This window comes from Citrobacter tructae, assembly GCF_004684345.1.
GTDB lineage: Bacteria > Pseudomonadota > Gammaproteobacteria > Enterobacterales > Enterobacteriaceae > Citrobacter > Citrobacter tructae.
Map to the genome: position 1 here is coordinate 52,294 of NZ_CP038469.1, position 23,925 is coordinate 76,218.

Here is a 23,925-nt window from a genome sequence, read left to right on the forward strand (position 1 = left end):
CATCCGTTGCCATAAAACTTTCATCTCCTGGCTTGACAAATGTTAAAAAAGTCATAGGTCTGGGGATAACACATTTTTGCTGGTGTTTTATCTTGCCCGTGGTGAAATTTCAGCCTGCCGCGATGGGGTTTCAGGGGGCGTAACAGAAATATTGTGGTGCGTTACTGTTTTTTCATCCAGTATATTTTACTGGCAAAATCTACTGCTGCGAGTAAAATTAGACACCTGCCCGCCCATTGCTTCAGGTAGCTGCTCATGAGTAAACCGTTCAAACTGAATTCCGCTTTTAAACCCTCTGGCGATCAGCCTGAGGCGATTCGTCGCCTGGAAGAAGGGCTGGAGGATGGTCTGGCGCATCAGACGCTGCTGGGCGTAACGGGATCGGGGAAAACGTTCACCATTGCCAACGTCATTGCGGACCTACAGCGCCCGACCATGGTGCTGGCACCCAACAAGACGCTGGCAGCCCAGTTGTACGGCGAGATGAAAGAGTTCTTCCCGGATAACGCGGTAGAGTATTTTGTCTCCTACTACGACTATTACCAGCCGGAAGCGTACGTGCCGAGTTCTGACACGTTCATCGAGAAAGATGCGTCGGTCAACGAACACATTGAGCAGATGCGACTGTCGGCGACCAAGGCGCTGCTGGAGCGTCGGGATGTCATTGTGGTGGCCTCGGTTTCCGCGATCTATGGTCTGGGCGACCCGGACCTGTATCTGAAAATGATGCTACACCTGACGGTCGGCATGATTATTGATCAACGCGCGATTCTGCGTCGGCTGGCGGAACTGCAATATACCCGCAACGATCAGGCGTTTCAGCGCGGTACTTTCCGCGTGCGCGGTGAGGTGATCGACATCTTCCCGGCAGAATCTGACGACATTGCGCTGCGCGTGGAGCTGTTTGATGAGGAGGTGGAGCGTTTGTCGCTGTTTGACCCACTGACAGGTCAGGTTGAATCCAGTATTCCGCGTTTTACCATCTACCCTAAAACGCACTATGTCACGCCGCGCGAACGCATTGTACAGGCGATGGAAGAAATTAAAGTCGAACTTGCAGATCGGCGTAAAAACCTGCTGGCTAACAATAAGTTACTGGAAGAACAGCGCTTAAGCCAGCGTACGCAGTTCGACCTGGAGATGATGAACGAGTTGGGTTACTGCTCGGGCATTGAAAACTATTCCCGCTATCTCTCCGGGCGCGGGCCTGGCGAACCGCCACCGACGCTGTTTGACTACCTGCCCGCCGATGGCCTGCTGGTGGTCGATGAATCCCACGTCACCATCCCGCAAATCGGCGGCATGTATCGCGGCGACCGGGCGAGAAAAGAGACGCTGGTTGAGTACGGGTTCCGTCTACCGTCGGCGCTGGATAACCGCCCGCTGAAGTTTGAAGAGTTCGAAGCGCTGGCGCCGCAAACTATCTACGTTTCCGCCACGCCGGGCAACTATGAGCTGGAGAAATCCGGCGACGATGTGGTCGATCAGGTGGTACGACCGACCGGCCTGCTGGATCCGGTGATTGAAGTGCGTCCGGTGGCGACGCAGGTGGATGATTTACTTTCTGAAATTCGTATCCGCTCGGCGATCAATGAACGTGTGCTGGTGACGACGCTGACTAAGCGGATGGCGGAGGATCTCACGGAATATCTTGAAGAGCACGGCGAGCGGGTGCGCTACCTGCACTCGGACATCGACACCGTGGAGCGTATGGAAATCATTCGTGACCTGCGCCTGGGCGAGTTTGATGTGCTGGTCGGCATCAACCTGTTACGAGAAGGTCTGGACATGCCTGAGGTCTCGCTGGTGGCGATTCTCGACGCCGACAAAGAAGGGTTCCTGCGTTCTGAACGCTCGCTAATCCAGACCATTGGCCGTGCGGCACGTAACATTAACGGCAAAGCGATTCTCTACGGCGATAAAATTACCGCATCGATGGCGAAGGCGATCAGCGAAACAGAACGCCGTCGCGAGAAGCAGCATCAGTACAACCAGGAGCATGGAATTACCCCGCAGGGGCTGAACAAGAAGGTGGTCGACATTCTGGCGCTGGGTCAAAATATTGCCAAGACCAAAGCCAAGGGGCGAGGTAAGTCGCGTTCAGGTGCGAAGTCCGAGGTGGTCGAACTGGATATGACGCCGAAGGCGCTGCAGCAGAAAATCCATGAGCTGGAAGGGCAGATGATGAAACACGCGCAGAACCTGGAGTTTGAAGAGGCCGCGCAAATCCGCGACCAGCTACATCAGCTGCGCGAGCTGTTTATTGCGGCATCTTAACTCGGGGCCGGATGACGGGGGCTACCCTGTTTTCCGGCAATACCTAATGCATTCAGCCCAAAGCCTGTACCGCTTTTTCCAGCGCGCTATGCAACAGCTGGCGGTCGTGGCGATACGGAATATCGCTGGCTTCCAGCACGTCCTGAATCACAATGCGGTTGCTAACGGTGGAAGCATCGACTTTCGGCCCGACAACCACCGCATCAATGACTTTTTTCCCGACGTACTGTTCAATGATGGTCAGCTTGTCGCTAAGCGTCAGGCTGGCGGCTGGCAGGCTTAATTCGCGCCCCAGATTGCCGATATACACCATCGGAGCCGATGTGCGTCGCAAGGCCTGCGCCATTTCGTCGAGTAGTAGGATCGGCATCAGGCTGGTGTAAAAACTGCCTGGCCCAATTAAAATCAAATCTGCTTCAGCGATAGCCTCTACCGCTTCGCGCGTGGTCGGCACTTTTGGTGACAGCATTAGCTCCTGAGGTGGGATGGTGAGCTGATCGATATTCACTTCTCCATACACCTCATGTCCCTGATCGTCGATAGCCATCAAATCGACCGGCAGCTCAGACATCGGAATTAAATGCGCGTCCACTTTAAGTAAGCTACGAATTAAATTAATCGCCTCCAGAGGCCGCACGCTCAGGTGATCCAACGCCTTTAACATCAGATTTCCGAGGTTATGCCCAGAAAGCTCGCCATTACCGCCAAAACGGTACTCAAACATCGCGGATGCGACGCTGGGCTGAGTAATTAACTGGTTCAGACAGTTACGCATGTCTCCCCAAGCGATCCCGCCTTCGGAGCGGCGAATACGCCCAGTGGAACCGCCGTTATCGGTAGTGGTGACAATGCCTGTCAGGCGTGAACCTAAAGGAGAAAGTGAAGAGAGAACGCGTCCTAATCCATGCCCTCCGCCGAGAGCGACAACGCGATCCAGATCCGCCAGCGTGCGAGTACGCATAGTTATTCCTGATATCAATTGATCGACGTTACAGTAGCGTAAATTGTGGGTTTTCAGCAATTAGCTAGCGGGCTTGCGAGAAAATAAATTTTTGCGATCTACCCCTTTCTGACAACATCCACCTGATAGCAAGATGATGTATATCAATGCAAAACTGTGGTTTTTGCTTATTCTGTAGCGAAATTGCACGATCATGTCGCTATGTACAGGATTATATAGCGAAAGTGTAAATGGCAAAACTGCTATTTACACGCTAGTATCGGCATAACCACAATAACACTCTAGCCACTGCACCTGGGTCGAACGATACGGTGCTTTGGCCGTGACAAGGCTTAAACCAGATTGTCACCAGGGCGCAGGAAGAAATGACTTCGCCTCCCGTATTTGGAAAGGTGTACATGGGCTCTCAACTTACCGATGCTTTCGCACGTAAGTTTTACTACTTACGTTTGTCGATTACCGATGTGTGTAACTTTCGTTGCACCTACTGCCTGCCGGATGGCTACAAGCCCGGTGGGGTCACCAATAACGGCTTTCTGACCGTTGATGAAATTCGCCGCGTCACGCGTGCGTTCGCCAGTCTGGGAACGGAAAAAGTGCGTCTGACCGGGGGCGAACCGTCATTGCGTCGCGACTTTACAGACATCATCGCCGCCGTGCGAGAAAATGACACCATCCGGCAGATTGCGGTAACCACCAACGGCTATCGTCTGGCGCGGGATGCTGCCACTTGGCGTGATGCGGGACTTACGGCACTGAACGTCAGCGTTGATAGCCTTGATGCCCGTCAGTTTCACGCCATTACCGGGCAGGATAAATTTCAACAGGTGATGGCGGGCATTGATGCCGCCTTTGATGCCGGTTTTGAGAAAGTCAAAGTGAACACCGTGCTGATGCGCGATGTAAACCACCATCAGTTGGACACCTTTCTTGCCTGGATTCAGCCGCGTCCGATTCAGTTACGCTTTATTGAATTGATGGAAACCGGCGAGGGCAGCTCTCTCTTCCGTAAACACCATATCTCCGGGCAGGTACTGCGCGATGAACTGCTACGTCGCGGCTGGATCCACCAGTTACGCCAGCGTAGCGACGGTCCAGCGCAGGTTTTCTGTCATCCCGACTATGCGGGTGAAATCGGTCTGATCATGCCTTATGAGAAAGACTTCTGCGCCACCTGCAACCGTCTGCGCGTCTCTTCTGTCGGCAAACTGCATCTGTGTTTATTCGGTGACGGCGGGGTCAGCCTGCGCGATTTACTGGAAGATGATACGCAGCAGCCTGCGCTGGAAGAGCGTATCTCAGCCGCGCTGCTGGAGAAAAAGCAGACTCATTTCCTGCACCAGAACAATACCGGTATTACGCAAAACTTATCTTACATTGGCGGCTGATCGCTAAAAGGAGTTTTTCATGAGTCAGGTAAGCGCTGAATTTATCCCGACACGCATTGCTATTCTTACCGTTTCCAGTCGTCGTGGCGAAGAGGACGATACCTCCGGCCATTATCTGCGCGACTCCGCGCTGGAGGCAGGTCATCAGGTGGTCGACAAGGCTATCGTTAAAGAGAACCGTTACACGATCCGCGCCCAGGTTTCTGCATGGATTGCCAGCGACGATGTGCAGGTGGTGCTGATTACCGGTGGCACAGGGTTGACCGACGGTGACCAGGTACCGGAAGCGCTGCTGCCGCTGTTTGACCGCGAGGTCGAAGGTTTTGGCGAAGTGTTCCGTATGCTCTCATTTGAAGAGATTGGCACCGCGACGCTTCAATCCAGGGCGATTGCCGGGGTAGCGAATAAAACGCTGATTTTCGCCATGCCGGGGTCGACCAAAGCGTGTCGTACCGCTTGGGAAAATATCATTGCGCCGCAGCTTGATGCCCGTACGCGTCCGTGTAACTTTCACCCACATTTGAAGAAATAAGTATGTCGCAACTGACTCATATAAACGCCGCTGGCGAAGCGCACATGGTGGATGTCTCCGCCAAAGCAGAAACCGTACGAGAGGCGCGCGCTGAAGCTTTCGTCACCATGCGCAGTGAAACGCTGGCGATGATTATCGATGGTAGCCACCATAAAGGTGATGTTTTTGCCACGGCGCGTATTGCCGGTATCCAGGCCGCCAAACGCACCTGGGATCTTATCCCGCTGTGTCACCCACTGATGCTGAGCAAAGTGGAAGTCAATTTGCGCGCCGAGCCGGAACACAACCGCGTACGCATTGAATCGCTGTGTCGACTGACCGGCAAAACCGGCGTCGAAATGGAAGCGTTAACGGCGGCCTCGGTGGCGGCGCTGACCATCTACGATATGTGCAAAGCAGTACAAAAGGATATGGTGATTGGTCCGGTGCGCCTGCTGGCAAAAAGCGGCGGCAAATCGGGCGATTTTAAGGTGGATGCAGATGATTAAGGTGCTTTTCTTTGCCCAGGTGCGAGAACTGGTGAATACAGATGCGTTAGAGGTAGTCGCCGATTTTCCGACGGTGGAAGCGCTGCGCCAGCATCTGGCAGCACAAAGCGATCGTTGGTCGCTGGCGCTGGAAGACGGCAAACTGTTGGCTGCCGTAAACCAGACGCTGGTGAGTTTTGACCATCCCCTCAATGCAGGTGATGAAGTGGCCTTCTTCCCACCGGTAACCGGAGGCTGATATGGCTGAAACGAGAATTGTTGTTGGGCATGCGCCGTTCAGCGTTGGGGAGGAATATCCCTGGCTTGCCGAGCGCGATGAAGACGGCGCGGTGGTCACTTTTACCGGTAAAGTTCGTAATCACAATCTCGGTGACAGCGTGCAGGCGTTGACGCTGGAGCATTACCCTGGCATGACCGAAAAAGCGCTGGCGGAAATCGTCGTTGAGGCGCGTGAGCGCTGGCCGCTGGGTCGCGTGACGGTGATTCACCGTATTGGTGAACTGTGGCCGGGCGATGAAATCGTCTTCGTTGGTGTGACCAGCGCACATCGCAGCAATGCCTTTGAGGCCGGGCAGTTCATTATGGATTACCTGAAAACGCGTGCACCGTTCTGGAAGCGCGAAGCTACGCCGGAGGGCGAACGTTGGGTCGACGCCCGCGACAGCGATAAGCAGGCGGCAAAACGCTGGTAGAGTAGTACACTTGTTTTAGGCTCATACTGATTCAGGAGATTGTCATGGACCGATTCCCACGATCCGATTCTATTGTGCAGGCCCGTTCCGGCCTGCAAACCTATATGGCGCAGGTATACGGCTGGATGACCTGCGGGCTGTTGCTGACGGCGTTTATTGCCTGGTATGCGGCGAATACGCCAGCGGTGATGATGTTTGTCTTTTCCAGCAAAATCACCTTCTTTGGGCTGATCATCGCCCAGCTTGCGCTGGTGTTTGTCCTTTCCGGCATGGTGCAAAAACTTAGCGCCGGCATGGCCACCACGCTATTTATGCTCTATTCGGCATTAACTGGGCTGACGCTGTCGAGCATCTTTATCGTCTATACCTACTCGTCAATCGCCAGCACCTTTGTGGTTACAGGCGGGATGTTCGGTATCATGAGCCTGTACGGTTACACCACCAAACGCGATCTCAGTGGCTTCGGCAATATGCTGTTTATGGCGTTGATCGGTATTGTACTGGCCTCGCTGGTTAACTTCTGGCTGAAGAGTGAAGCGCTGATGTGGGCAGTGACCTACATTGGGGTGATAGTGTTTGTTGGCCTGACCGCCTATGACACGCAGAAGCTGAAAAATATCGGCGAGCAAATTGACCTGCGCGACAGTTCCAACCTGCGTAAATACGCGATCCTAGGGGCGTTAACGCTGTATCTGGACTTCATTAACCTGTTCCTGATGCTGCTGCGTATTTTCGGTAATCGCCGCTAATAATCTGTTGCCGGATGGCGTAAGCCGCCATCCGGTGAATTATTTCGCCATCGCCTTTTCGTTTTTTGCCCGCAGCTTTTTCGCCCGACTCTCCAGCAGAAGATAGCTCATTAACGCCAGCAGGAGCGGGATAAAATAATAGAGCATGCGATATGCAAGCAGGGCAGCGATGATCGTACCCTGCGAGATATTCTCTCCGGCCAGCAACGCCATAAATACTGCCTCCAGTACGCCGATCCCTGCCGGAATATGCACGATAACGCCGGCGATACTGCTCACCAGCAGCACGCCCAGCACGAAGAAATAGTTGATATTCTGACCCAGCAACAGCCAGATAATCATCCCCATAACCATCCAATTAGTGCCGGAGATGGCCATTTGCGCGAGGGCAAATTTCCAGGAGGGCAGCACCAGTTTTTGCCCTTTAATCGTAAGATGGCGATGTTTGGCGAAGGTGCAACACCATAGGTACACAGCAATAACCAGCAGCAGCGACACGCCCAGAATGCGCAGAGTGCCCTCGTCGATGTACCAGTGCGCGGGCAGTTGAACGACGCCGAAGGTAAAAATAAATCCGCCCAGCAGAATATAGCCCAGCCAGTTGGTGGTAATGCTGAGTGAGAAAATGCGAGTGATCGTGCTGCCCGGTAATCCGAGACGGTAATAGAGTCGATAGCGCATACCAATGCCGCCCACCCAAGTGCTTAACGTCAGGTTAAAGGCATAACAGATAAACGACACCAGCATCACCTGGCGTTTTGCCAACTTATGTCCGCAGTAATAGCGCCCGAGCAAATCATAACAGCCATACAGCAGATAGCTGACGATCACCAGACCAATAGCGCTGAGCAGGACGAGCCGGTTGTAATCACGGATAACCGTCCAGACCTCTTCCCAGTTAACCTTGTAGGCATAAACCACCAGCAGCACGATCACCGCGATAAAAAACAACCAGGTGAGGATCTTTTTTACCAGTCGCCAGCGCGGGGATGCTTTTGCCATCAGGGTTTCCCTCCTGCATCCTCAGTCTGAATACGGTTCTGCGTTTCCAGGGTTGGCTGCGCGGGCGGATCGACCTCGGTGAGGTGCGGTGTATGCGCCGGTAGCCAGCCGATCAGCGCCGGAAAGTGGCGTAAAAAGTGGAACGCCAGCACGCTTTTGGTCAGGTTCCACCAGGTGCGCCTGGGCAACATGGACTCATTCACCTGCTGACAATCCTCGGCAATAATAGGGTTCAGATTATCCCTCAGGACCTGGTTAAACGCGCGGTCATGAATAATGATGTTTGCCTCCAGATTGAGCGACAGGCTCAGCGGGTCGAGGTTGCTGGAGCCCACCGTTGCCCAGTGATCGTCCATTAGCGCAACTTTGCCGTGCAGGGGTTTGCGACGGTATTCATAAACCTGTACGCCGCCTTTCACCAGATAGTTGTACAGCAGGCGAGCGCCGACTTTCACAATTGGCATATCCGGTTCTCCCTGCACTATCAGTTTTACCCGTACACCGCGCCTCGCCGCCTTGCGTAGTGCATGCAGAAGGCGATAACCGGGGAAGAAATAAGCATTGGCAATGATCACTTCGCGTTTGGCCTGGGTGAGCATTTTCAAATAATGGCGTTCAATATCATCGCGATGTTCTTCGTTATCACGCCAGACAAACAGCGCCTGCGCTTCGCCGGGCTGGCGATTTTCGATTGCCCGATGATGACGTCGCCACCAGCGGCGCACGGCGCTTTGCCCCGGCAGGTTTTCTAGCACAAAGGTCAGGATGTCTACCACGATAGGACCTTCAATACGTACGGCATAATCCTGCTTGGCCTCCGGGCCGTAATCGGACATATGCTCTGCGGAATAGTTAATCCCGCCGACAAAAGCGACACGATCGTCAATCACTACAATTTTGCGGTGCATCCGGCGAAAAAGGTTGGTGCGCATGCCGAACAGACGCGGGCGCGGATCGTAATAGCGGAAAACCACACCGGCTGTGGTGAGTTCGTCAACAAAGCCATCGCTGAGGTCCGGTGACCCGTAGCCATCGAGTAGCACTTCGGCTTTGACACCACGCTGAGCTGCACTGAGTAGCGCCGCATGAAGTTGCTTTCCGACCTCGTCTTCAAACCAGATAAACGTCTCGAGGATGATTTTTTGCTGCGCTTGCTCAATGGCCTTAAAGACGGCGGGGTAGTACTGGTCGCCGTTTTCCAGTAGTTGAATTTGATTGCCTTCACGCCAGCCATATTTCATAAATGAATCTCCGCGCTCAGGGGGGCATGGTCAGACAAATGTCGCCAGTGACGCAGCGCCAACGCCGTTGGGGTACTGGCATTGGCGTTTTTCACATAGATCCTGTCGAGGCGCAGTAGCGGAAAACGCACCGGAAAGGTTCGCGCCGGGCGTCCGTGGGCACGGGTAAAAATCTCGTCAAGACCAGCTTGAACTTTCAACGGATAATTGGCTGTTTGTCGCCAGTCGTTGAAATCACCGGCCACCACTACGGGCTCTGCGTCCGGCAAGGCATTGACCCAATCCGCCAGCATGGTCAACTGCGCCTGGCGATGGGCCTCACGCAAACCGAGATGCACACACATCACATGAATCGGGTGAGGGAGCATTGGCGGCACGATGCGGCAGTAAAGCACGCCGCGCTTTTCAGTGCTCCCGACTGATACATCGTGATTTTCATAATGTTCAATGGGATAGCGCGACAGGACCGCGTTGCCGTGATGCCCCTGCGGGTAAACGGCATTGCGTCCGTAGGCAAAATCGCGCCACATGGTATCTGCGAGAAATTCGTAGTGTGTGGTATCGGGCCAGTTTTCCACGTGCAGGGAATGAACCGCATGCGCGCCCATCACTTCCTGCAGGCATACAATGTCTGCGCCGACTGACCTGACGGCGTCCCGTAGCTCAGGCAAAATAAATCGCTTATTAAAGGCGGTAAAACCTTTGTGGGTATTAATTGTGAGCACATTGAATGAAAATCGATCTGCTGGTTCGGCCATAGGTCTCCTGTCGGCGTCATTTTTCTTTTAAATAGTGTAGTAGGCGTCACAAAAGGGTGCGGTGTTACGGAATTTTCCGTAAAGTCCGGTACTCTGAATAATTAGTTAAAGATCCTTCAGGAGAAAAGCCATGAAGTGGCAACAACGTGTTCGTGTCGCAACAGGTCTTAGTTGCTGGCAGATTGTGTTGCATTTACTGGTAGTGGCATTGCTGGTAATGGGCTGGATGAGCGGCACGCTGGTGCGCGTCGGCCTGGGATTATGCGTCGTTTACGGCGTCACGGTTTTATTAATGCTGGCGTTGCAGCGTCATCATGAACAGCGCTGGCGTGATGTCGCCGACGTACTGGAAGAACTGACTACCACGTGGTATTTCGGTGCGGCAATGATCGTACTGTGGCTGCTGTCCCGCGTACTGCAAAACAACGTCTTACTGGCGTTGGCGGGGCTGGCTGTCCTTGCCGGACCCGCGGTGATTTCGCTGCTGGCGAAAGACAAAAAACTACATCACTTTGCGTCTAAACATCGCATACGCCGCTGACCCGGTCGTGGCCGCTATCACCAACAGCGGCCACAAACTTCCCCAGACAATCTTCAGACTCGCATCCTTCAGGTAAATCTGTTTCGTGATATCCGTAAAGTGGCGGATTGGGTTTATCCATGTCAGATTCTGCAGCCAGACCGGCATATTTTCGACCGGAGAGACGTACCCTGACAGCAAAATCGCTGGCATCATAAAGACGAACACACCGATAAACGCCTGCTGCTGTGTTGAACACAGCGATGAAATCAGCAGACCAAAGCCCACCAGCGACAGCCCGTAAATCACCATCGTAAAGTAGAACAAACCCAGTGAACCGGCAAACGGAATGTGATAAGCCCAGATGCCAATCGCCAGCACAATGGTGGCCTGAAAGGTGGCTACGATCAGCGCGGGCACGGCTTTGCCAATGAATATTTGCCAGGTCGTGAGCGGAGAAACCAATAGCTGATCCAGCGTGCCTTGCTCACGTTCACGGGCCACTGACAGCGAAGTGACGATCATCACACCGATGGTGGTGATCATGGCGATCAGCGACGGAACGACGAACCATTTGTAATCCAGGTTCGGGTTATACCAGTTACGTACCACCAGTTCGCTGTTGTTCGGCTTCGCTTTACCGTCCATCAGCTCCTGCTGGTATTCCTTGACGATCTGTTGCAGATAATTTGCCGCGATCTGCGCGCTGTTGGAGTTGCGTCCGTCAAGGATCAGCTGCATTGGTGCCTGCTGGAAGGTATCCAGATTACGCGAAAAGTCGGCTGGAAAGCGCACCAGCAGCAGCGCCTTTTGCGTGTCGATAGTGGGCTGGATCTCCTGTGGGCTTTTCAGCAGTAGGATATGAGTAAAGGCACTGGCGCGGGCAAAGCGCTGGGTTAATTCCACCGAATGTTTGCCGTTGTCTTCGTTATAGATGGCGATGGTGGCGTTGGTCACTTCTAACGTTGCCGCAAACGGAAACAGGATGACCTGAATCAACACCGGTAAAATCAGGATTGCTCGCGTCTGCGGCTCGCGTAACAGCGATTGCAGCTCTTTGCGAATTAATGTCCATAAACGATGAAACATGCCTGTCCCCTTAATCTAGCCGACGTTTGGTTTTAAGCCACGTCAGACCAATAAACATCACCGCCGAAGCGATTAAAAACAGCACGTTGATAATCAACACCACCGGAATATTTCCCGCCAGAAACAGGCTTTGCAAGGTGCTGACGAAATAGCGTGCGGGAATGATATAGGTCACCGCGCGAATAATGGCGGGCATGCTGTCTATCTGGAAGATAAAGCCCGACAGCATAATCGACGGCAAAAACGCTGCGTTTAACGCGACCTGTGCGGCGTTAAACTGGTTGCGGGTGATGGTGGAGATCAGTAATCCCATACCAAGCGTACTGAGCAGAAACAGGCTGGTGATAAAAAATAGGATCAGCAGCGAGCCGCGATAGGGCACGCCAAGAATAAATACCGACACCAGCATGCACAGCAACATCGCCAGCATGCCGAGAAAATAATAGGGGATCAGCTTACACAGCAGTAATTCGACGCGGGTGACTTCCGTAGACAGCAGTGCTTCCATGGTGCCGCGCTCCCACTCACGCGCGACCACTAATGAGGTCAGGATCGCGCCGATGACCGTCATAATAATGGTCACTGCGCCTGGAATGATAAAGTGCTGACTGATTGCTGCCGGGTTAAACCAGTAGCGGGTTTGCACGTCGATCAACGGCTCGAACGATTCCCCGCGATCTTCTGCCCGCTGTTTTTGCCAAATCTGCCAGATGCCTTCGACATAACCCTGCACAAAGTTGGCAGTATTCGGTTCGCTGCCATCGGTGATCACCTGAATGGGCGCAATGTCGTTTGGCCGCGCCATCTGCTGGGCAAAGTCCACCGGGATCACCACCAGCCCGCGAATGCGCCCGGCCTGCATCTTCTCAACCAATTCCTGGCGGTTATCACTGATGGTGGCGTCAATATACGGAGAGCCGGTCATGGTATGAGTAAAATCCAGCGCTTCTTCGCTTTGTTGTTCGAGTAAAATCCCCACCCGAAGCTTGCTGGAGTCGAGGTTAATGCCGTAGCCGAAGATAAACAGCAACAGCAGTGGGATCACCACGGCAATCAGCCAGCTACTGGGATCGCGCACGATCTGCCGCGTTTCTTTAATGCACAATGCACGCACGCGTCGCCATGAAAGAGAGTGATTACTCATGCGCATGCTCCTTATCCCAGTCATTGATAAGCGTGATAAACGCCTGCTCCATGGTTGGGTCCGGCGTATCATTATCGGCGGCTTGCGCCTTCAGGTCATCCGGCGTGCCGCTGGCAATCAGCTTGCCACGGTACACCAGTCCGATACGGTCACAATATTCCGCTTCGTCCATAAAGTGGGTGGTGACCATCACCGTCACGCCTTTCTCCACCATGCTGTTGATATGCAGCCAGAACTCCCGACGGGTGAGGGGATCGACCCCGGAGGTCGGTTCATCGAGGAACAGAATATCGGGTTCATGCATCAGCGAGCAGGCCAGTGCCAGCCGCTGCTTAAAACCTAGCGGCAGTTCGTCGGTGGCGTGGGAAGCGATGCTTTTCAGACCGAACGCCTCGCTCATACGATCGATTTTGTCTTTCTGCGCCCGACCGCGCAGGCCGTAGACGCCGGAGAAAAAGCGCAGATTCTGTTCAACCGTCAGGTTGCCGTAGAGAGAGAATTTCTGTGCCATATAGCCCAGATGCTGGCGTGCTTTCCCTGAACTGACTTTCAGGTCCATATCCAGCACTAGTGCCTTACCGGAGGTGGGGACCAGCAGGCCGCACATCATTTTAAAGGTGGTCGACTTGCCCGCACCGTTGGGACCTAACAGGCCAAAAATCTCACCGCGCTGCACGGCAAAGTCCACATGGTCGGTGGCGGCAAAATCACCAAATTTTTTGGTCAGCGCTTTGGCTTCAATCACCGTTTCACCCGCTGTACCTTCCACGGTATGCAGGATAGCGCCCAGTGGAGATTCAGACGTTCCCGCACCGCCGAGTAAATCAATAAATGCATCTTCAAAGCGCGGGGCGGTGCTGGTGATGGTGATTTCCGGCATGCCTTGAGCCTGGCGAATATCCTCCGCCGTAGCCTCTTTTTTCAGGATCAGGCGAACAGATTTCCCCTGAATCATGCCGTCGCTGACCTGCGGCAGTTTGAGCGTGCGTTGTAGCAGTTTGCGGTTATTTTCCTGCGGGCTGCTCATTAAAAAACTACGCCCCGCCATGGTTTGCGTGAGCTGAGTCGGATCGCCCTGATATAACAATTCACCCTCGTTCATCAGCAGCACATCACGGCACTGCTCGGCTTCATCCAGATACGAGGTACTCCAGAGGATCAGCATGCCATCCCCGGCCAGTTCATGCACCATTTGCCACAGCTCGCGGCGGGAGATTGGGTCGACGCCCACGCCCGGCTCATCCAGCAGCAGCACTTTAGGCTCACCGACCAGCGTACAGGCAAGGCCTAGCTTTTGCTTCATCCCGCCGGAGAGTTTGCCCGCCAGACGCCCGGTAAATGGCCCCAGCGAAGTGAATTCCAGCAGGCGGGCAAAGGTTTTTTCCCGCGCTTCACCGGTCACGCTGCGTAAATCGGCATAGAGATTGAGGTTCTCCATGACGGTCAAATCTTCATACAGGCCGAATTTCTGCGGCATATAACCCAGTACCGCATGCAGGGCGCTGTCGTTAACGATCGGATCAAAGCCAATCACCGTCGCGCTGCCGTCGTCCGGTTTCAACAGACCCGCCAGCATCCGCATCAGCGTGGTTTTCCCTGCGCCGTCAGGACCTACCAGACCGGTGACATAGCCTGCGTGAATCGTGCAGTTGAGCGGGGCGACTGCCGGTTTTTCCATCCCGGCGAAGCGCTTAACCAGCCCGTTAAGGGTAATGACTGCGTCATTCATGCCGCGCCTCGTCACCGAACTTCACCGTCACCGGCATCCCTTGACGTAGCGCGTCGTCAGCATCGGTCACCACAATACGCAGGCGATACACCAGATCGGTGCGCAGGTCCGGTGTCTCCACTGTTTTCGGGGTGAACTCTGCTGTGGGTGATACAAAGCCGATTTGACCGTGGTACGGTTTGTCCGGCCGGCCATCGGTGTAGAGCAGAATCTCGCGGCCCGGCTGCGCCTGGCTTAGATTGCGTTCGTCAACATAGGCGCGAACCCAGACCGGTCGGGTAAGCGACAGCGTCAGCACTGTGCCTCCTGCGTTCAGCATACTGCCGGGCTCGACCGCACGGGTAAGCAGCGTGCCGTCAGACGGGGAAGTCAGCGTGGTGTCATGCAGATCGAGTTCAGCCTGCGCCAGTTGTGCCTGGGCCTGTTCGAGGGTCGCTTTCGCCTGGGCGATATCCTGCGGACGATTACCACTACGGTACTGACTGAGTTTATCCTGCGCAGATTTCAGCGTCGCCAGCGCCTGGTCACGTGATGAACGGGCATTTTCCAGATCGTTGGCGGAGATGGTGCGGCTTTTCCACAATCCTAGCTGGCGATTATAAAAGTTCTGCGCGTAGTCATACGCCGCCTGCGCCTGTTTCACGGCCGCCGCGGTTTGCGCGATCTCTTCTGCACGATACCCTGCCAGCATCAGGTCATACTGCGCCTGCGCGGCGGCAACGTTGGCTTTAGCCTGCATCAGTGCGTTTTCGTACGGCGCATGGTCCAGTTCGCCCAGTACCTGACCGGCGGTAATCGCATCGCCTTCGTCAACCGCCAGCGAGGCCAGCCTGCCGCCTACGCGAAAACTTAAATTGACGCTGCGGATATCGACGTTGCCGTACAGGGTCAGGCCGTTATCTTGTTGGCTTTGATACCACCACGTTCCACCGGCAATCACGGCAACGAGGGCCGCGATAACCAGCCCGAGAACGACAGGTTTTTTCATGACTCCAGACTCCTTTGCGTTAAACCTTGCAGAATAAGATCAATGTGACAGGTGATCGTTTGGTTAATCAGTGCGGTTTTATCCTCATCAAATTGTGACCAGCCCGTGCGCAGCAGAATGGTTTCTTTCCCCAGACGGAAAGCCAGCACCTCACCCAGTATGGCGTGGGTGTGCAGGATCATTTGGGTATCACTGGCATCGCGACCCGTATAGGCAGCAATCAGGCGGGTCAGGTGGCTGTGCAACGGGTTAATCACCTGGTCGTGCACCAGTTGATAGGCTGCGGTGGGTGAGAGCTGTTCGCGTGAGATAAACTTGCTAAGGTTAACCGTATCGTCTTGGGTTAATAACATGATCATGTTTTTGCAGGCGCGGAGGATCAGTTCGCGCATGGCGGCCCGGTCCGGCTCTGGTTGGGCAAACAGGCGCTCGGCTTCTTCAGCGTGGGGGCGAAACTGTGAACCGATAAAATCCGCAATCCACTGGGCGCAGGCGAGATATAAATCCTCTTTTGACCCAAAATAGTAGGTAATCGCGGCGATGTTCTGTCCGGCCTGGGCGGCAATATCACGCGTGGTGGCATGCAGGCCATATTCACCAAACTGTGCCAGCGCAGCGGCAATAAGCTGGTTCTTTGCCTGTTCACCTTTGGTTGTCATGGTGGATGTATTCATGGCGTGGCCAAATTATTAATCAATCGATTGATTAAGATTATGACTGATATCTGCACTTGTCTAGTCTGGTAGCTTATTTTGTTTTTCGCGGCTGGCGGGATAATTTATGCGGTACATCACAAAAACTGCTACACTCCGCCCCTTCATGACATTGTGGTTTTTGTCATCTCTTTTGCGAGCATCTCCCTGAAAACTACACCGGTAACGGTCAGGGCGGTTCGGAGTAGTTATGTCTTTTGATTCCCTTGGTTTAAACCCTGATATCTTGCGCGCTGTTGCCGAGCAGGGTTACCGTGAACCTACCCCTATTCAGCAGCAGGCTATCCCTGCGGTGCTGGAAGGCCGCGATCTGATGGCGAGCGCCCAGACCGGTACGGGTAAAACGGCAGGTTTTACCCTGCCGCTGTTACAACATCTTATTACTCATGCACCGCATGGCAAAGGCCGTCGTCCGGTGCGTGCGCTGATCCTGACGCCAACCCGCGAACTGGCGGCTCAAATTGGCGAAAACGTCCGCGATTACAGCAAATATCTGAACATTCGCTCACTGGTGGTTTTCGGTGGTGTGAGCATTAACCCGCAGATGATGAAACTGCGTAGTGGTGTAGATGTGCTGGTGGCAACGCCAGGCCGTTTACTCGATCTGGAACATCAAAACGCAGTGAAACTGGATCAAGTTGAGATCCTGGTACTGGATGAAGCTGACCGTATGCTGGATATGGGCTTTATCCATGATATTCGTCGCGTGCTGGCTAAACTGCCGGCTAAACGTCAGAACTTGCTGTTCTCCGCAACGTTCTCTGACGACATTAAATCGCTGGCAGAAAAACTGCTGCATAACCCGCTGGAAATTGAAGTCGCGCGTCGCAATACCGCGTCTGAGCAGGTCAGCCAGTTTGTTCACTTCGTGGATAAAAAACGCAAACGTGAATTGCTGTCACAGATGATTGGTCAGGGTAACTGGCAGCAGGTGCTGGTCTTTACCCGTACCAAGCATGGTGCAAACCACCTGGCAGAACAGCTGAATAAGGATGGCATCCGCAGCGCGGCAATCCACGGCAATAAATCGCAGGGTGCACGTACGCGTGCGCTGGCCGATTTTAAATCTGGCGATATTCGCGTGCTGGTGGCGACCGACATTGCTGCGCGTGGGCTCGACATTGAAGAACTGCCTCACGTGGTGAACTACGAGCTGCCAAACGTACCGGAAGATTACGTCCACCGTATTGGTCGTACCGGTCGTGCTGCGGCAACCGGTGAAGCGCTGTCTCTGGTGTGCGTTGATGAGCACAAACTACTGCATGACATCGAGAAACTGCTGAAAAAAGAGATCCCACGTATTGCCGTTGATGGCTATGCGCCGGACCCGTCGATTAAAGCAGAGCCAATCCAGAACGGACGCCAGCAGCGTGGTGGCGGCGGTCGTGGACAAGGCGGAGCGGGTCGCGGTCAACAGCCTCGTCGTCAGGACGGCGGTGCGCCAAAGGCGAAACCGCGTAGTAGCGAAGGTAAACCGGCAGGCGACAAGCCGCGGCCACCGCGTCGCCCGCGCAGACCGTCTTCAGCGCAGTAAGCGAATTAAAAACCTGCCAAATCGGCAGGTTTTTTTTACTCTCCAGAACTCTGCGATTTCAGCACTATCGAGCAGGTATAGCGCCCTGCTGGATGGATCGAGATCGTCGTTTCAAAGACCTTTCCTTCTCTGTCCAGATAGCGGCGCACAATTCGCATTGCTGGTGACTCAGGCTCCACGTTAAGGATTTTTGCCACTTTTTTGGGTACACCTACCGCGGTGATTGTCTGATGCACTTCATGACTTTTAATGCCGTAGTGCGTTTCGATCAAATCGCTAATCAACGAATGCGGATCATCGCGAATGTAAGTACGCAGCTTCGCATACTCTGTACTGGCGTAGCTGTCCGTCCAACAGATTGGCGCATCCGGGTTTTGTGCATCTTCGCGGGTACTGGCAATGTGCAGCCAGCGTGAGCCTGGCGGACAGCCAATCATCTGAGAAAGCTCGATATCAGCCACAATCTCATCAATTTTCTTGATGACACGCAGATTATTTTTGGCCAGCAGCAACAGATCCTCAAGGTGCGAAAGCGGGTGATTAACACCGTTGGTTTGCGGTTCGCAAACACGGGTTCCTGCACCCTTACGCCGTGAAATCAGCCCCTGTTCCGTTAATTCCCTCAACGCTTCTCGTATGGTGTGGCGACTGACCTGCCATGTTTCACACAGTTCCATTTCTGTGGGGAACAGCGAACCGGGGGCAAATGTGCCCACTGAAATTTGCTGTGCCAGTTCACGTGCTATTCGTTTGTACAGAGATTCTTTCATCGCAGTTTCGTCAAAAATTAATGATCACTGTCACAAAAATATGTACGGGCTATTCCATACATTCCTTATGAATATTATAAATGTCCGGACATTTAAATGTACGGACATATTGTTATGTCTGGACATTTGATCGGTGTTTGTACTTCCAACAAACGACCTAAGATACGCATCTTATCATTATCAGATTTTCCAGGGGGATTTATGGCTTCGAATGTACTTGATTCTATTCTGTTCAGGGATTCTTTCGGTACGCCCGCTATGCGCGCGGTGTTTGACGATCGTGAACTGGTTCGCAAATACGTGGAAGTGGAGGTGGCATTAGCGAAAGCCCAGGCTCGCTGTGGCGTGATCCCGTTGTCAGCGGCGCAGGAAATTGCTGAGAAATGTAATGCCGACACGCTTGATTTTGATTTGCTGAGACATGAAACGGAAATCGTTGGCTACCCGATTCTGCCTTTAGTGCATCAGATTTCAAAACAGGCTGGGGAGTCCGGAGGTTATGTGCACTGGGGGGCAACCACTCAGGACATTATGGATACGGCGGTAGTCCTGCAAATTCGTGATGCCTTTGAATTAATCGAATCCGATATGAACACACTCCGCGCAACGTTGGCTGACCTTGCACGCCGTTACCGCGATACGCCAATGGCGGGAAGAACCCATTTGCAGCAGGCGCTACCAGTCACCTTCGGTTATAAAGCGGCCATTTGGCTGGATATGTTTGAACGTCATACCGAGCGTCTTGCGCAGATGCGTCCGCGCGTGCTGGTCGGTGAGTTTGCGGGGGCGGCGGGGACGTTGGCATCACTGGGTGACAAGGGGTTGGCGGTACAAAAAGCCATGATGGAAGAACTTGGGCTTAATGTTCCGACGTCTACCTGGCATGTGGCGCGTGACGGTTTTGCGGAAGCGGTGAATCTGCTGGCAGTGATAACCGGTTCGCTGGGCAAAATTGCCTATGATGTGATGCTGATGGCGTCTAATGAATTTGGCGAGCTGTATGAACCGTTTGTCAAAGGACGTGGTGCCAGTAGCACTATGCCGCAAAAACGTAACCCCATCTCCAGCGAATTGATGCTGGCGTGTGCCAAAGGTGTACGTCAGCAGGCGGGGCTGATGCTGGATGCGATGGTGCAGGATCTGGAACGGGCGACCGGACCATGGCATGCGGAATGGATTGCGATCCCGGAAAGTTTTGTCCTCAGCGCGGGGGCGCTGCATCAGGCTAACTTTATGCTGGCAGGACTGGTCGTTGACGAAGCGGCGATGAAGCGCAACCTCGGTATGACGAACGGACTGATTGTGGCTGAAGCGGTGATGATGGGCCTGGCTCCGTACATCGGCCGTCAGGATGCGCATGACGTGGTGTATGACGCGTGCCGTATCGTCAACGAACAAGGAGGACGCCTCGCCGATGTGCTGAATGCCATGCCATCGGTCGCTGAACGCCTTGACCCACAGATTATCGAAGGGTTAACCGATCCGGCGAATTATCTGGGGATGGCGCCTGCCATGGTGGATCAGGTACTGGCCAAATATATGTCGCGGAAATGAATGCTCTCGGGCTAACGGAATGAGGATATTTTTATGTCAACGAATTCTGTCGCGGGAAAATCCATTCTGTCGTTCCTGATACCGCTGGCGATTGGCGGAATCATTTGGTTTTATCCCGTACCTGAGGGACTGACGCCTCAGGCCTGGCATATGTTTGCTATTTTTGCAGCGACCATTGCCGCCATTCTGACCCAGCCGCTCCCTTCGGGGGCGGTCATGTTGATTGCGCTTTGTGTAGTGATTTTTACCAAAACGCTACCGGAAGCCAAAGCCCTTTCCGGTTTTGCTTCCGGTACGGTGTGGCTTATCTTTTGCGCCTATGTTCTTTCTCTGGGGTTTGTTACCTCGGGGCTGGGAAAACGTATCGCGTATAAGATGCTGTCGCTTTTTGGGGGAAGTAGCCTTGGCATTGCGTATTCGCTGGGCGTTTCCGATCTGATTATGGCCCCGGCTATGCCTTCGGTGACCGCGCGTTCTGGCGGGATTATTTTTCCGATCACCCGCTCAATCAATGACGTTCTGGGATCGGCTCCGGGAGTAACGGGTAAGCGTATTGGCGATTTTTTAACCATGGTATGTTTCCAGTTCACGCCGATCACCGGGGCGATATTTCTCACCGGGATGGCCGCCAACCCGCTGGTGGCAAGCCTGGCAAAGTCCTCGTTAGGCGTTGAGATAACGTGGGGCGGATGGTTTATTTCCGCAGTGGTCCCGGCGATGGTCTGTTTCTGCCTGATGCCGCTACTGGTTTATAAGTTGTTGGATCCAGAGCTTAAGCGTACGCCAGAGGCAAAAGCAATGGGCAAGCAGGCGCTGGGCGAGCTCGGTGTGATGAGCAGTAACGAGAAAAAAGTCGCCTTTGGCTTTGTGCTGGCACTCGTCGGCTGGGGCACCAGTTTGATTACCGGATTATCCGCAACGTCTGTCGGGCTGGGGCTTGCTGCTTATCTGTTTGCCTCTGGTGCAGTAAGCTGGAAAAGTCTGCTCAATGACCATGCCGCGTGGGATACGGTCATCTGGTTTAGCGTCATTATCAGTCTGGCGACCGGACTTGCCGATCTGGGTTTTATCAAATGGATGACGGTAAAACTGGGCAGCGGTATCCAGGGATTTGGCGCGATTGAGTCCTTTGTTATGCTGGGGGTTCTTTATATTTACGTCCATTATCTCTTTGCTACCGCAACCGGGCACGTGGCTGCGCTGTACGCTCCTTTTGCCGCAACGGCAATCGCTGCGGGTGCGCCGCCGATGATGGTGGCTATCTGCTTTGGTATCTTCAGTAACCTGATGTGGGGAAATACGGAGTATGGCGGCGGACCCGGGCCAATCTATTTTGCGCAAGGTTATTTTGAGCGACCGCGTTTTTACAAAATCAACCTCTGCGTAGTGACGGTGAATGTGATCATCATTTTTGCCGTGGGCATGCTGTGGTGGAAGTTGCTGGGATATTATTAAACGACGCGCTGTACTGTGCTTATCAGGTCTACGTTGACGCATCTGTAGGCCTGATAAGGCGTTTACGCCGCCATCCAGCAATGCGTATCAAAGTTGCGAGCTGTTTTCCAGAACCCGGGAAAAAGGTACAGTCAGTGCCTGAAATGTGCCACAATAGTGGCTGTTTATACAGTATTTCAGGTTTTCTCATGGCATTAACAGCGGCGCTGAAAGCGCAAATTGCCGCCTGGTATAAGGCGCTTCAGGAACAGATCCCCGACTTTATCCCCCGAGCACCGCAGCGGCAGATGATTGCTGATGTCGCTAAAACGCTGGCTGGGGAAGACGGGCGACATCTGGCTATCGAAGCGCCGACCGGCGTCGGGAAAACGCTCTCCTATTTAATTCCGGGAATTGCCATTGCCCGTGAAGAACAAAAGACGCTGGTGGTCAGTACCGCCAACGTTGCGCTGCAGGATCAAATCTACAGTAAAGACTTACCGCTGCTGCGCAAAATCATCCCGGACCTGCGATTTACCGCCGCGTTTGGGCGCGGGCGTTATGTTTGTCCGCGTAACCTGGCGGCGCTGGCCAGTAGCGAACCCAATCAGCAGGATCTGCTGGCGTTTCTTGACGATGAACTGACGCCAAACAACCAGGAAGAACAAAAACGCTGCGCCAGGCTCAAAGGCGATCTCGACACCTACAAATGGGACGGGCTGCGCGATCACACTGATATCGCCATTGATGATGGGCTCTGGCAGCGCCTGAGCACCGATAAAGCCAGTTGCCTGAACCGCAACTGTCACTACTACCGAGAATGCCCGTTTTTTGTTGCCCGCCGAGAAATCCAGGAAGCCGAAGTGGTGGTGGCAAACCATGCGCTAGTGATGGCGGCTATGGAGAGTGAGGCTGTCTTGCCGGAACCGAAAAACCTGCTGCTGGTGCTCGATGAAGGCCACCATCTACCGGACGTCGCGCGCGATGCGCTGGAAATGAGCGCAGAAATCACCGCGCCCTGGTATCGGCTCCAGTTGGATTTATTCAGCAAATTAGTGGCTACCTGCCTGGAGCAGTTCCGCCCGAAAACTACGCCGCCTTTGGCCAATCCAGAGCGTCTGAACGCCCACTGCGAAGAGCTGTATGAACTAATCGCTTCATTAAACAACATCCTTAATCTGTATCTGCCTGCCACCCAAGAAGCCGAACACCGCTTTGCAATGGGCGAGTTGCCTGCGGAAGTGATGGAGATTTGTCAGCGTCTGGCCAAACTCACTGAAATGCTGCGCGGGCTGGCGGAGCTGTTCTTAAACGATCTCAGTGAAAAAACGGGCAGCCACGATATTGTGCGTCTGCATCGGGTTATTTTGCAGATGAACCGGGCGCTGGGTATGTTTGAAGCGCAAAGTAAGCTGTGGCGGCTGGCTTCTCTGGCGCAGTCATCAGGCGCACCGGTGACCAAATGGGTGACGCGCGACGTGCGTGACGGACAACTCCACGTCTGGTTCCACTGCGTGGGGATCCGCGTTAGCGATCAGCTTGAGCGCCTGCTGTGGCGCAGTGTGCCGCATATTATTGTTACCTCCGCAACGTTGCGCTCGCTCAATAGTTTCTCGCGCCTGCAGGAGATGAGCGGCCTGAAAGAAAAGGCCGGGGACCGCTTTGTGGCGCTGGACTCACCGTTTAATCATGTCGAGCAAGGCAAAATTGTCATTCCGCAGATGCATTACGAACCGTTGATGGAGAACGAAGAGCAGCATATTGCCGAAATGGCGGCCTATTTCCGCGAGCAGGTGGAAAGCAAAAAACATCAAGGTATGTTGGTGCTCTTTGCCAGCGGTCGCGCGATGCAACGTTTTCTTGAGCACATGACCGATCTGCGTCTGCTGTTGCTGGTGCAGGGCGATCAGCCGCGTTACCGTCTGGTGGAACTACACCGTAAGCGGGTGCAAAACGGTGAGCGTAGCGTGCTGGTCGGGCTGCAATCCTTTGCCGAAGGTCTCGATTTGAAAGGCGACCTGTTGACTCAGGTGCATATTCACAAAATCGCGTTTCCACCCATCGACAGCCCGGTGGTGGTGACCGAGGGGGAGTGGCTGAAAAGCCTGAATCGTTACCCCTTCGAGGTGCAGAGCTTACCTGCAGCGTCGTTCAACTTGATCCAGCAGGTTGGGCGACTCATTCGTAGCCACGGTTGCTGGGGCGAAGTGGTGATTTACGACAAGCGTTTATTGACCAAAAACTATGGTCAGCGTTTACTGAATGCGTTACCCGTATTTCCGATAGAGCAACCTGCTGTGCCAGACGTTATAGTAAAACCAAAAGAAAAAGCGAAACCCACGCGCCGCCGTCGGCGTTAACG

22 protein-coding genes and 1 riboswitch are annotated in these 23,925 nt (G+C 53.9%); of the genes, 12 read left to right on the forward strand and 10 right to left on the reverse strand.

The window, feature by feature from the left end; genetic code table 11:
- Positions 1 to 255: 255 nt before the first annotated feature.
- Positions 256 to 2,277, forward strand: a complete 2,022-nt coding sequence (gene uvrB, locus E4Z61_RS00875) for an excinuclease ABC subunit UvrB (protein ID WP_135321109.1) — start codon at positions 256 to 258, stop codon at positions 2,275 to 2,277.
- Between the two features lie 52 nt (positions 2,278 to 2,329).
- Here uvrB and yvcK read toward each other — a convergent pair whose 3' ends face one another.
- Complete coding sequence (gene yvcK, locus E4Z61_RS00880; RefSeq protein WP_135321110.1) at positions 2,330 to 3,238, reverse strand: uridine diphosphate-N-acetylglucosamine-binding protein YvcK; 909 nt, start codon at positions 3,236 to 3,238, stop codon at positions 2,330 to 2,332.
- A gap of 265 nt (positions 3,239 to 3,503) precedes the next feature.
- Positions 3,504 to 3,649, forward strand: a riboswitch (molybdenum cofactor riboswitch).
- On the opposite strand from yvcK, the gene moaA reads away from it, so the two are divergent.
- The 6 genes from moaA (at position 3,637) to E4Z61_RS00910 (ending at position 7,087) form a co-directional block, all read left to right on the forward strand.
- A complete protein-coding gene (gene moaA / locus E4Z61_RS00885) occupies positions 3,637 to 4,626 on the forward strand; it encodes a GTP 3',8-cyclase MoaA (protein WP_135321111.1) in 990 nt (329 codons plus the stop codon). It overlaps the preceding riboswitch by 13 nt.
- Positions 4,627 to 4,645: 19 nt before the next feature.
- On the forward strand, positions 4,646 to 5,158 hold the full coding sequence (gene moaB / locus E4Z61_RS00890; protein WP_135321112.1) for a molybdenum cofactor biosynthesis protein B: 513 nt from the start codon (positions 4,646 to 4,648) through the stop codon (positions 5,156 to 5,158).
- 2 nt (positions 5,159 to 5,160) lie between these two features.
- Positions 5,161 to 5,646 carry a cyclic pyranopterin monophosphate synthase MoaC gene (gene moaC / locus E4Z61_RS00895; RefSeq protein WP_096757777.1) on the forward strand — a complete coding sequence of 162 codons (486 nt, stop codon included), beginning with the start codon at positions 5,161 to 5,163 and terminating at the stop codon, positions 5,644 to 5,646.
- Positions 5,639 to 5,884, forward strand: coding sequence for a molybdopterin synthase sulfur carrier subunit (moaD, locus tag E4Z61_RS00900; protein ID WP_135321113.1), 246 nt, complete (start codon positions 5,639 to 5,641; stop codon positions 5,882 to 5,884). The genes moaC and moaD overlap by 8 nt, the downstream gene beginning before the upstream one ends.
- Before the next feature lies 1 nt (position 5,885).
- Positions 5,886 to 6,338 (forward strand): molybdopterin synthase catalytic subunit MoaE, encoded by a 453-nt coding sequence (moaE, locus tag E4Z61_RS00905; RefSeq protein ID WP_135321114.1) that lies wholly within the window; start codon positions 5,886 to 5,888, stop codon positions 6,336 to 6,338.
- Between the two features lie 44 nt (positions 6,339 to 6,382).
- The gene (locus E4Z61_RS00910) at positions 6,383 to 7,087 is read left to right on the forward strand and encodes a Bax inhibitor-1/YccA family protein (RefSeq protein ID WP_040230421.1); all 705 of its coding nucleotides are present in this window, start codon (positions 6,383 to 6,385) and stop codon (positions 7,085 to 7,087) included.
- 39 nt (positions 7,088 to 7,126) lie between these two features.
- Here the strand turns inward: E4Z61_RS00910 and E4Z61_RS00915 are convergent, their stop codons facing one another.
- From E4Z61_RS00915 to E4Z61_RS00925, 3 genes are read right to left on the reverse strand one after another with little or no spacing between them, the layout of a single operon-like run.
- Positions 7,127 to 8,089 carry a lysylphosphatidylglycerol synthase domain-containing protein gene (locus tag E4Z61_RS00915; RefSeq protein ID WP_135321115.1) on the reverse strand — a complete coding sequence of 321 codons (963 nt, stop codon included), beginning with the start codon at positions 8,087 to 8,089 and terminating at the stop codon, positions 7,127 to 7,129.
- Entirely contained in the window at positions 8,089 to 9,330 is a 1,242-nt protein-coding gene (gene clsB / locus E4Z61_RS00920; RefSeq protein ID WP_135321116.1) for a cardiolipin synthase ClsB, read from the reverse strand. Before clsB ends, E4Z61_RS00915 begins: the two co-directional genes overlap by 1 nt.
- Positions 9,327 to 10,088 carry an endonuclease/exonuclease/phosphatase family protein gene (locus E4Z61_RS00925; protein WP_135321117.1) on the reverse strand — a complete coding sequence of 254 codons (762 nt, stop codon included), beginning with the start codon at positions 10,086 to 10,088 and terminating at the stop codon, positions 9,327 to 9,329. Before E4Z61_RS00925 ends, clsB begins: the two co-directional genes overlap by 4 nt.
- A gap of 130 nt (positions 10,089 to 10,218) precedes the next feature.
- On the opposite strand from E4Z61_RS00925, the gene E4Z61_RS00930 reads away from it, so the two are divergent.
- Positions 10,219 to 10,629, forward strand: a complete 411-nt coding sequence (locus E4Z61_RS00930) for a YbhQ family protein (protein WP_135321118.1) — start codon at positions 10,219 to 10,221, stop codon at positions 10,627 to 10,629.
- Here E4Z61_RS00930 and E4Z61_RS00935 read toward each other — a convergent pair.
- From E4Z61_RS00935 to cecR, 5 genes are read right to left on the reverse strand one after another with little or no spacing between them, the layout of a single operon-like run.
- Entirely contained in the window at positions 10,591 to 11,697 is a 1,107-nt protein-coding gene (locus E4Z61_RS00935) for an ABC transporter permease (RefSeq protein WP_096757769.1), read from the reverse strand. The genes E4Z61_RS00930 and E4Z61_RS00935 overlap by 39 nt on opposite strands.
- Before the next feature lie 10 nt (positions 11,698 to 11,707).
- On the reverse strand, positions 11,708 to 12,841 hold the full coding sequence (locus E4Z61_RS00940; RefSeq protein ID WP_135321119.1) for an ABC transporter permease: 1,134 nt from the start codon (positions 12,839 to 12,841) through the stop codon (positions 11,708 to 11,710).
- Entirely contained in the window at positions 12,834 to 14,570 is a 1,737-nt protein-coding gene (locus E4Z61_RS00945) for an ATP-binding cassette domain-containing protein (protein ID WP_135321120.1), read from the reverse strand. Before E4Z61_RS00945 ends, E4Z61_RS00940 begins: the two co-directional genes overlap by 8 nt.
- Positions 14,563 to 15,558 carry a secretion protein HlyD gene (gene hlyD / locus E4Z61_RS00950; RefSeq protein WP_135321121.1) on the reverse strand — a complete coding sequence of 332 codons (996 nt, stop codon included), beginning with the start codon at positions 15,556 to 15,558 and terminating at the stop codon, positions 14,563 to 14,565. The genes E4Z61_RS00945 and hlyD overlap by 8 nt, the downstream gene beginning before the upstream one ends.
- The gene (gene cecR / locus E4Z61_RS00955) at positions 15,555 to 16,232 is read right to left on the reverse strand and encodes a transcriptional regulator CecR (RefSeq protein ID WP_135321122.1); all 678 of its coding nucleotides are present in this window, start codon (positions 16,230 to 16,232) and stop codon (positions 15,555 to 15,557) included. Before cecR ends, hlyD begins: the two co-directional genes overlap by 4 nt.
- Before the next feature lie 229 nt (positions 16,233 to 16,461).
- Here cecR and rhlE point away from each other — a divergent pair, with 229 nt between their 5' ends.
- Positions 16,462 to 17,805, forward strand: a complete 1,344-nt coding sequence (rhlE, locus tag E4Z61_RS00960) for an ATP-dependent RNA helicase RhlE (protein WP_135321123.1) — start codon at positions 16,462 to 16,464, stop codon at positions 17,803 to 17,805.
- 35 nt (positions 17,806 to 17,840) lie between these two features.
- On the opposite strand, the gene E4Z61_RS00965 is transcribed toward rhlE, so the two are convergent.
- Positions 17,841 to 18,575 carry a GntR family transcriptional regulator gene (locus E4Z61_RS00965; protein WP_135321124.1) on the reverse strand — a complete coding sequence of 245 codons (735 nt, stop codon included), beginning with the start codon at positions 18,573 to 18,575 and terminating at the stop codon, positions 17,841 to 17,843.
- Between the two features lie 201 nt (positions 18,576 to 18,776).
- On the opposite strand from E4Z61_RS00965, the gene E4Z61_RS00970 reads away from it, so the two are divergent.
- From E4Z61_RS00970 to dinG, 3 genes are all read left to right on the forward strand, one after another.
- Positions 18,777 to 20,129, forward strand: coding sequence for a class-II fumarase/aspartase family protein (locus tag E4Z61_RS00970; protein ID WP_135321125.1), 1,353 nt, complete (start codon positions 18,777 to 18,779; stop codon positions 20,127 to 20,129).
- A 33-nt stretch (positions 20,130 to 20,162) separates the two neighbouring features.
- Complete coding sequence (locus E4Z61_RS00975; protein WP_135321126.1) at positions 20,163 to 21,584, forward strand: DASS family sodium-coupled anion symporter; 1,422 nt, start codon at positions 20,163 to 20,165, stop codon at positions 21,582 to 21,584.
- A gap of 188 nt (positions 21,585 to 21,772) precedes the next feature.
- Positions 21,773 to 23,923, forward strand: a complete 2,151-nt coding sequence (dinG, locus tag E4Z61_RS00980) for an ATP-dependent DNA helicase DinG (protein ID WP_135321127.1) — start codon at positions 21,773 to 21,775, stop codon at positions 23,921 to 23,923.
- The last annotated feature ends 2 nt before the right edge of the window (positions 23,924 to 23,925 follow it).

What these genes read in the sequence shown, in the direction of transcription:
- moaA (WP_135321111.1), top strand. Translation starts at nt 3,637, where the DNA reads ATGGGCTCTCAACTTACCGATGCTTTCGCACGTAAGTTTTACTACTTA.
- moaC (WP_096757777.1), top strand. Translation starts at nt 5,161, where the DNA reads ATGTCGCAACTGACTCATATAAACGCCGCTGGCGAAGCGCACATGGTG.
- moaE (WP_135321114.1), top strand. Translation starts at nt 5,886, where the DNA reads ATGGCTGAAACGAGAATTGTTGTTGGGCATGCGCCGTTCAGCGTTGGG.
- yvcK (WP_135321110.1), bottom strand. Translation starts at nt 3,238, where the DNA reads ATGCGTACTCGCACGCTGGCGGATCTGGATCGCGTTGTCGCTCTCGGC.
- moaB (WP_135321112.1), top strand. Translation starts at nt 4,646, where the DNA reads ATGAGTCAGGTAAGCGCTGAATTTATCCCGACACGCATTGCTATTCTT.
- clsB (WP_135321116.1), bottom strand. Translation starts at nt 9,330, where the DNA reads ATGAAATATGGCTGGCGTGAAGGCAATCAAATTCAACTACTGGAAAAC.
- hlyD (WP_135321121.1), bottom strand. Translation starts at nt 15,558, where the DNA reads ATGAAAAAACCTGTCGTTCTCGGGCTGGTTATCGCGGCCCTCGTTGCC.
- E4Z61_RS00915 (WP_135321115.1), bottom strand. Translation starts at nt 8,089, where the DNA reads ATGGCAAAAGCATCCCCGCGCTGGCGACTGGTAAAAAAGATCCTCACC.
- E4Z61_RS00935 (WP_096757769.1), bottom strand. Translation starts at nt 11,697, where the DNA reads ATGTTTCATCGTTTATGGACATTAATTCGCAAAGAGCTGCAATCGCTG.
- E4Z61_RS00975 (WP_135321126.1), top strand. Translation starts at nt 20,163, where the DNA reads ATGTCAACGAATTCTGTCGCGGGAAAATCCATTCTGTCGTTCCTGATA.
- E4Z61_RS00965 (WP_135321124.1), bottom strand. Translation starts at nt 18,575, where the DNA reads ATGAAAGAATCTCTGTACAAACGAATAGCACGTGAACTGGCACAGCAA.
- E4Z61_RS00945 (WP_135321120.1), bottom strand. Translation starts at nt 14,570, where the DNA reads ATGAATGACGCAGTCATTACCCTTAACGGGCTGGTTAAGCGCTTCGCC.
- E4Z61_RS00910 (WP_040230421.1), top strand. Translation starts at nt 6,383, where the DNA reads ATGGACCGATTCCCACGATCCGATTCTATTGTGCAGGCCCGTTCCGGC.
- E4Z61_RS00925 (WP_135321117.1), bottom strand. Translation starts at nt 10,088, where the DNA reads ATGGCCGAACCAGCAGATCGATTTTCATTCAATGTGCTCACAATTAAT.
- cecR (WP_135321122.1), bottom strand. Translation starts at nt 16,232, where the DNA reads ATGAATACATCCACCATGACAACCAAAGGTGAACAGGCAAAGAACCAG.
- E4Z61_RS00930 (WP_135321118.1), top strand. Translation starts at nt 10,219, where the DNA reads ATGAAGTGGCAACAACGTGTTCGTGTCGCAACAGGTCTTAGTTGCTGG.
- E4Z61_RS00940 (WP_135321119.1), bottom strand. Translation starts at nt 12,841, where the DNA reads ATGAGTAATCACTCTCTTTCATGGCGACGCGTGCGTGCATTGTGCATT.
- uvrB (WP_135321109.1), top strand. Translation starts at nt 256, where the DNA reads ATGAGTAAACCGTTCAAACTGAATTCCGCTTTTAAACCCTCTGGCGAT.
- moaD (WP_135321113.1), top strand. Translation starts at nt 5,639, where the DNA reads ATGATTAAGGTGCTTTTCTTTGCCCAGGTGCGAGAACTGGTGAATACA.
- E4Z61_RS00970 (WP_135321125.1), top strand. Translation starts at nt 18,777, where the DNA reads ATGGCTTCGAATGTACTTGATTCTATTCTGTTCAGGGATTCTTTCGGT.
- dinG (WP_135321127.1), top strand. Translation starts at nt 21,773, where the DNA reads ATGGCATTAACAGCGGCGCTGAAAGCGCAAATTGCCGCCTGGTATAAG.
- rhlE (WP_135321123.1), top strand. Translation starts at nt 16,462, where the DNA reads ATGTCTTTTGATTCCCTTGGTTTAAACCCTGATATCTTGCGCGCTGTT.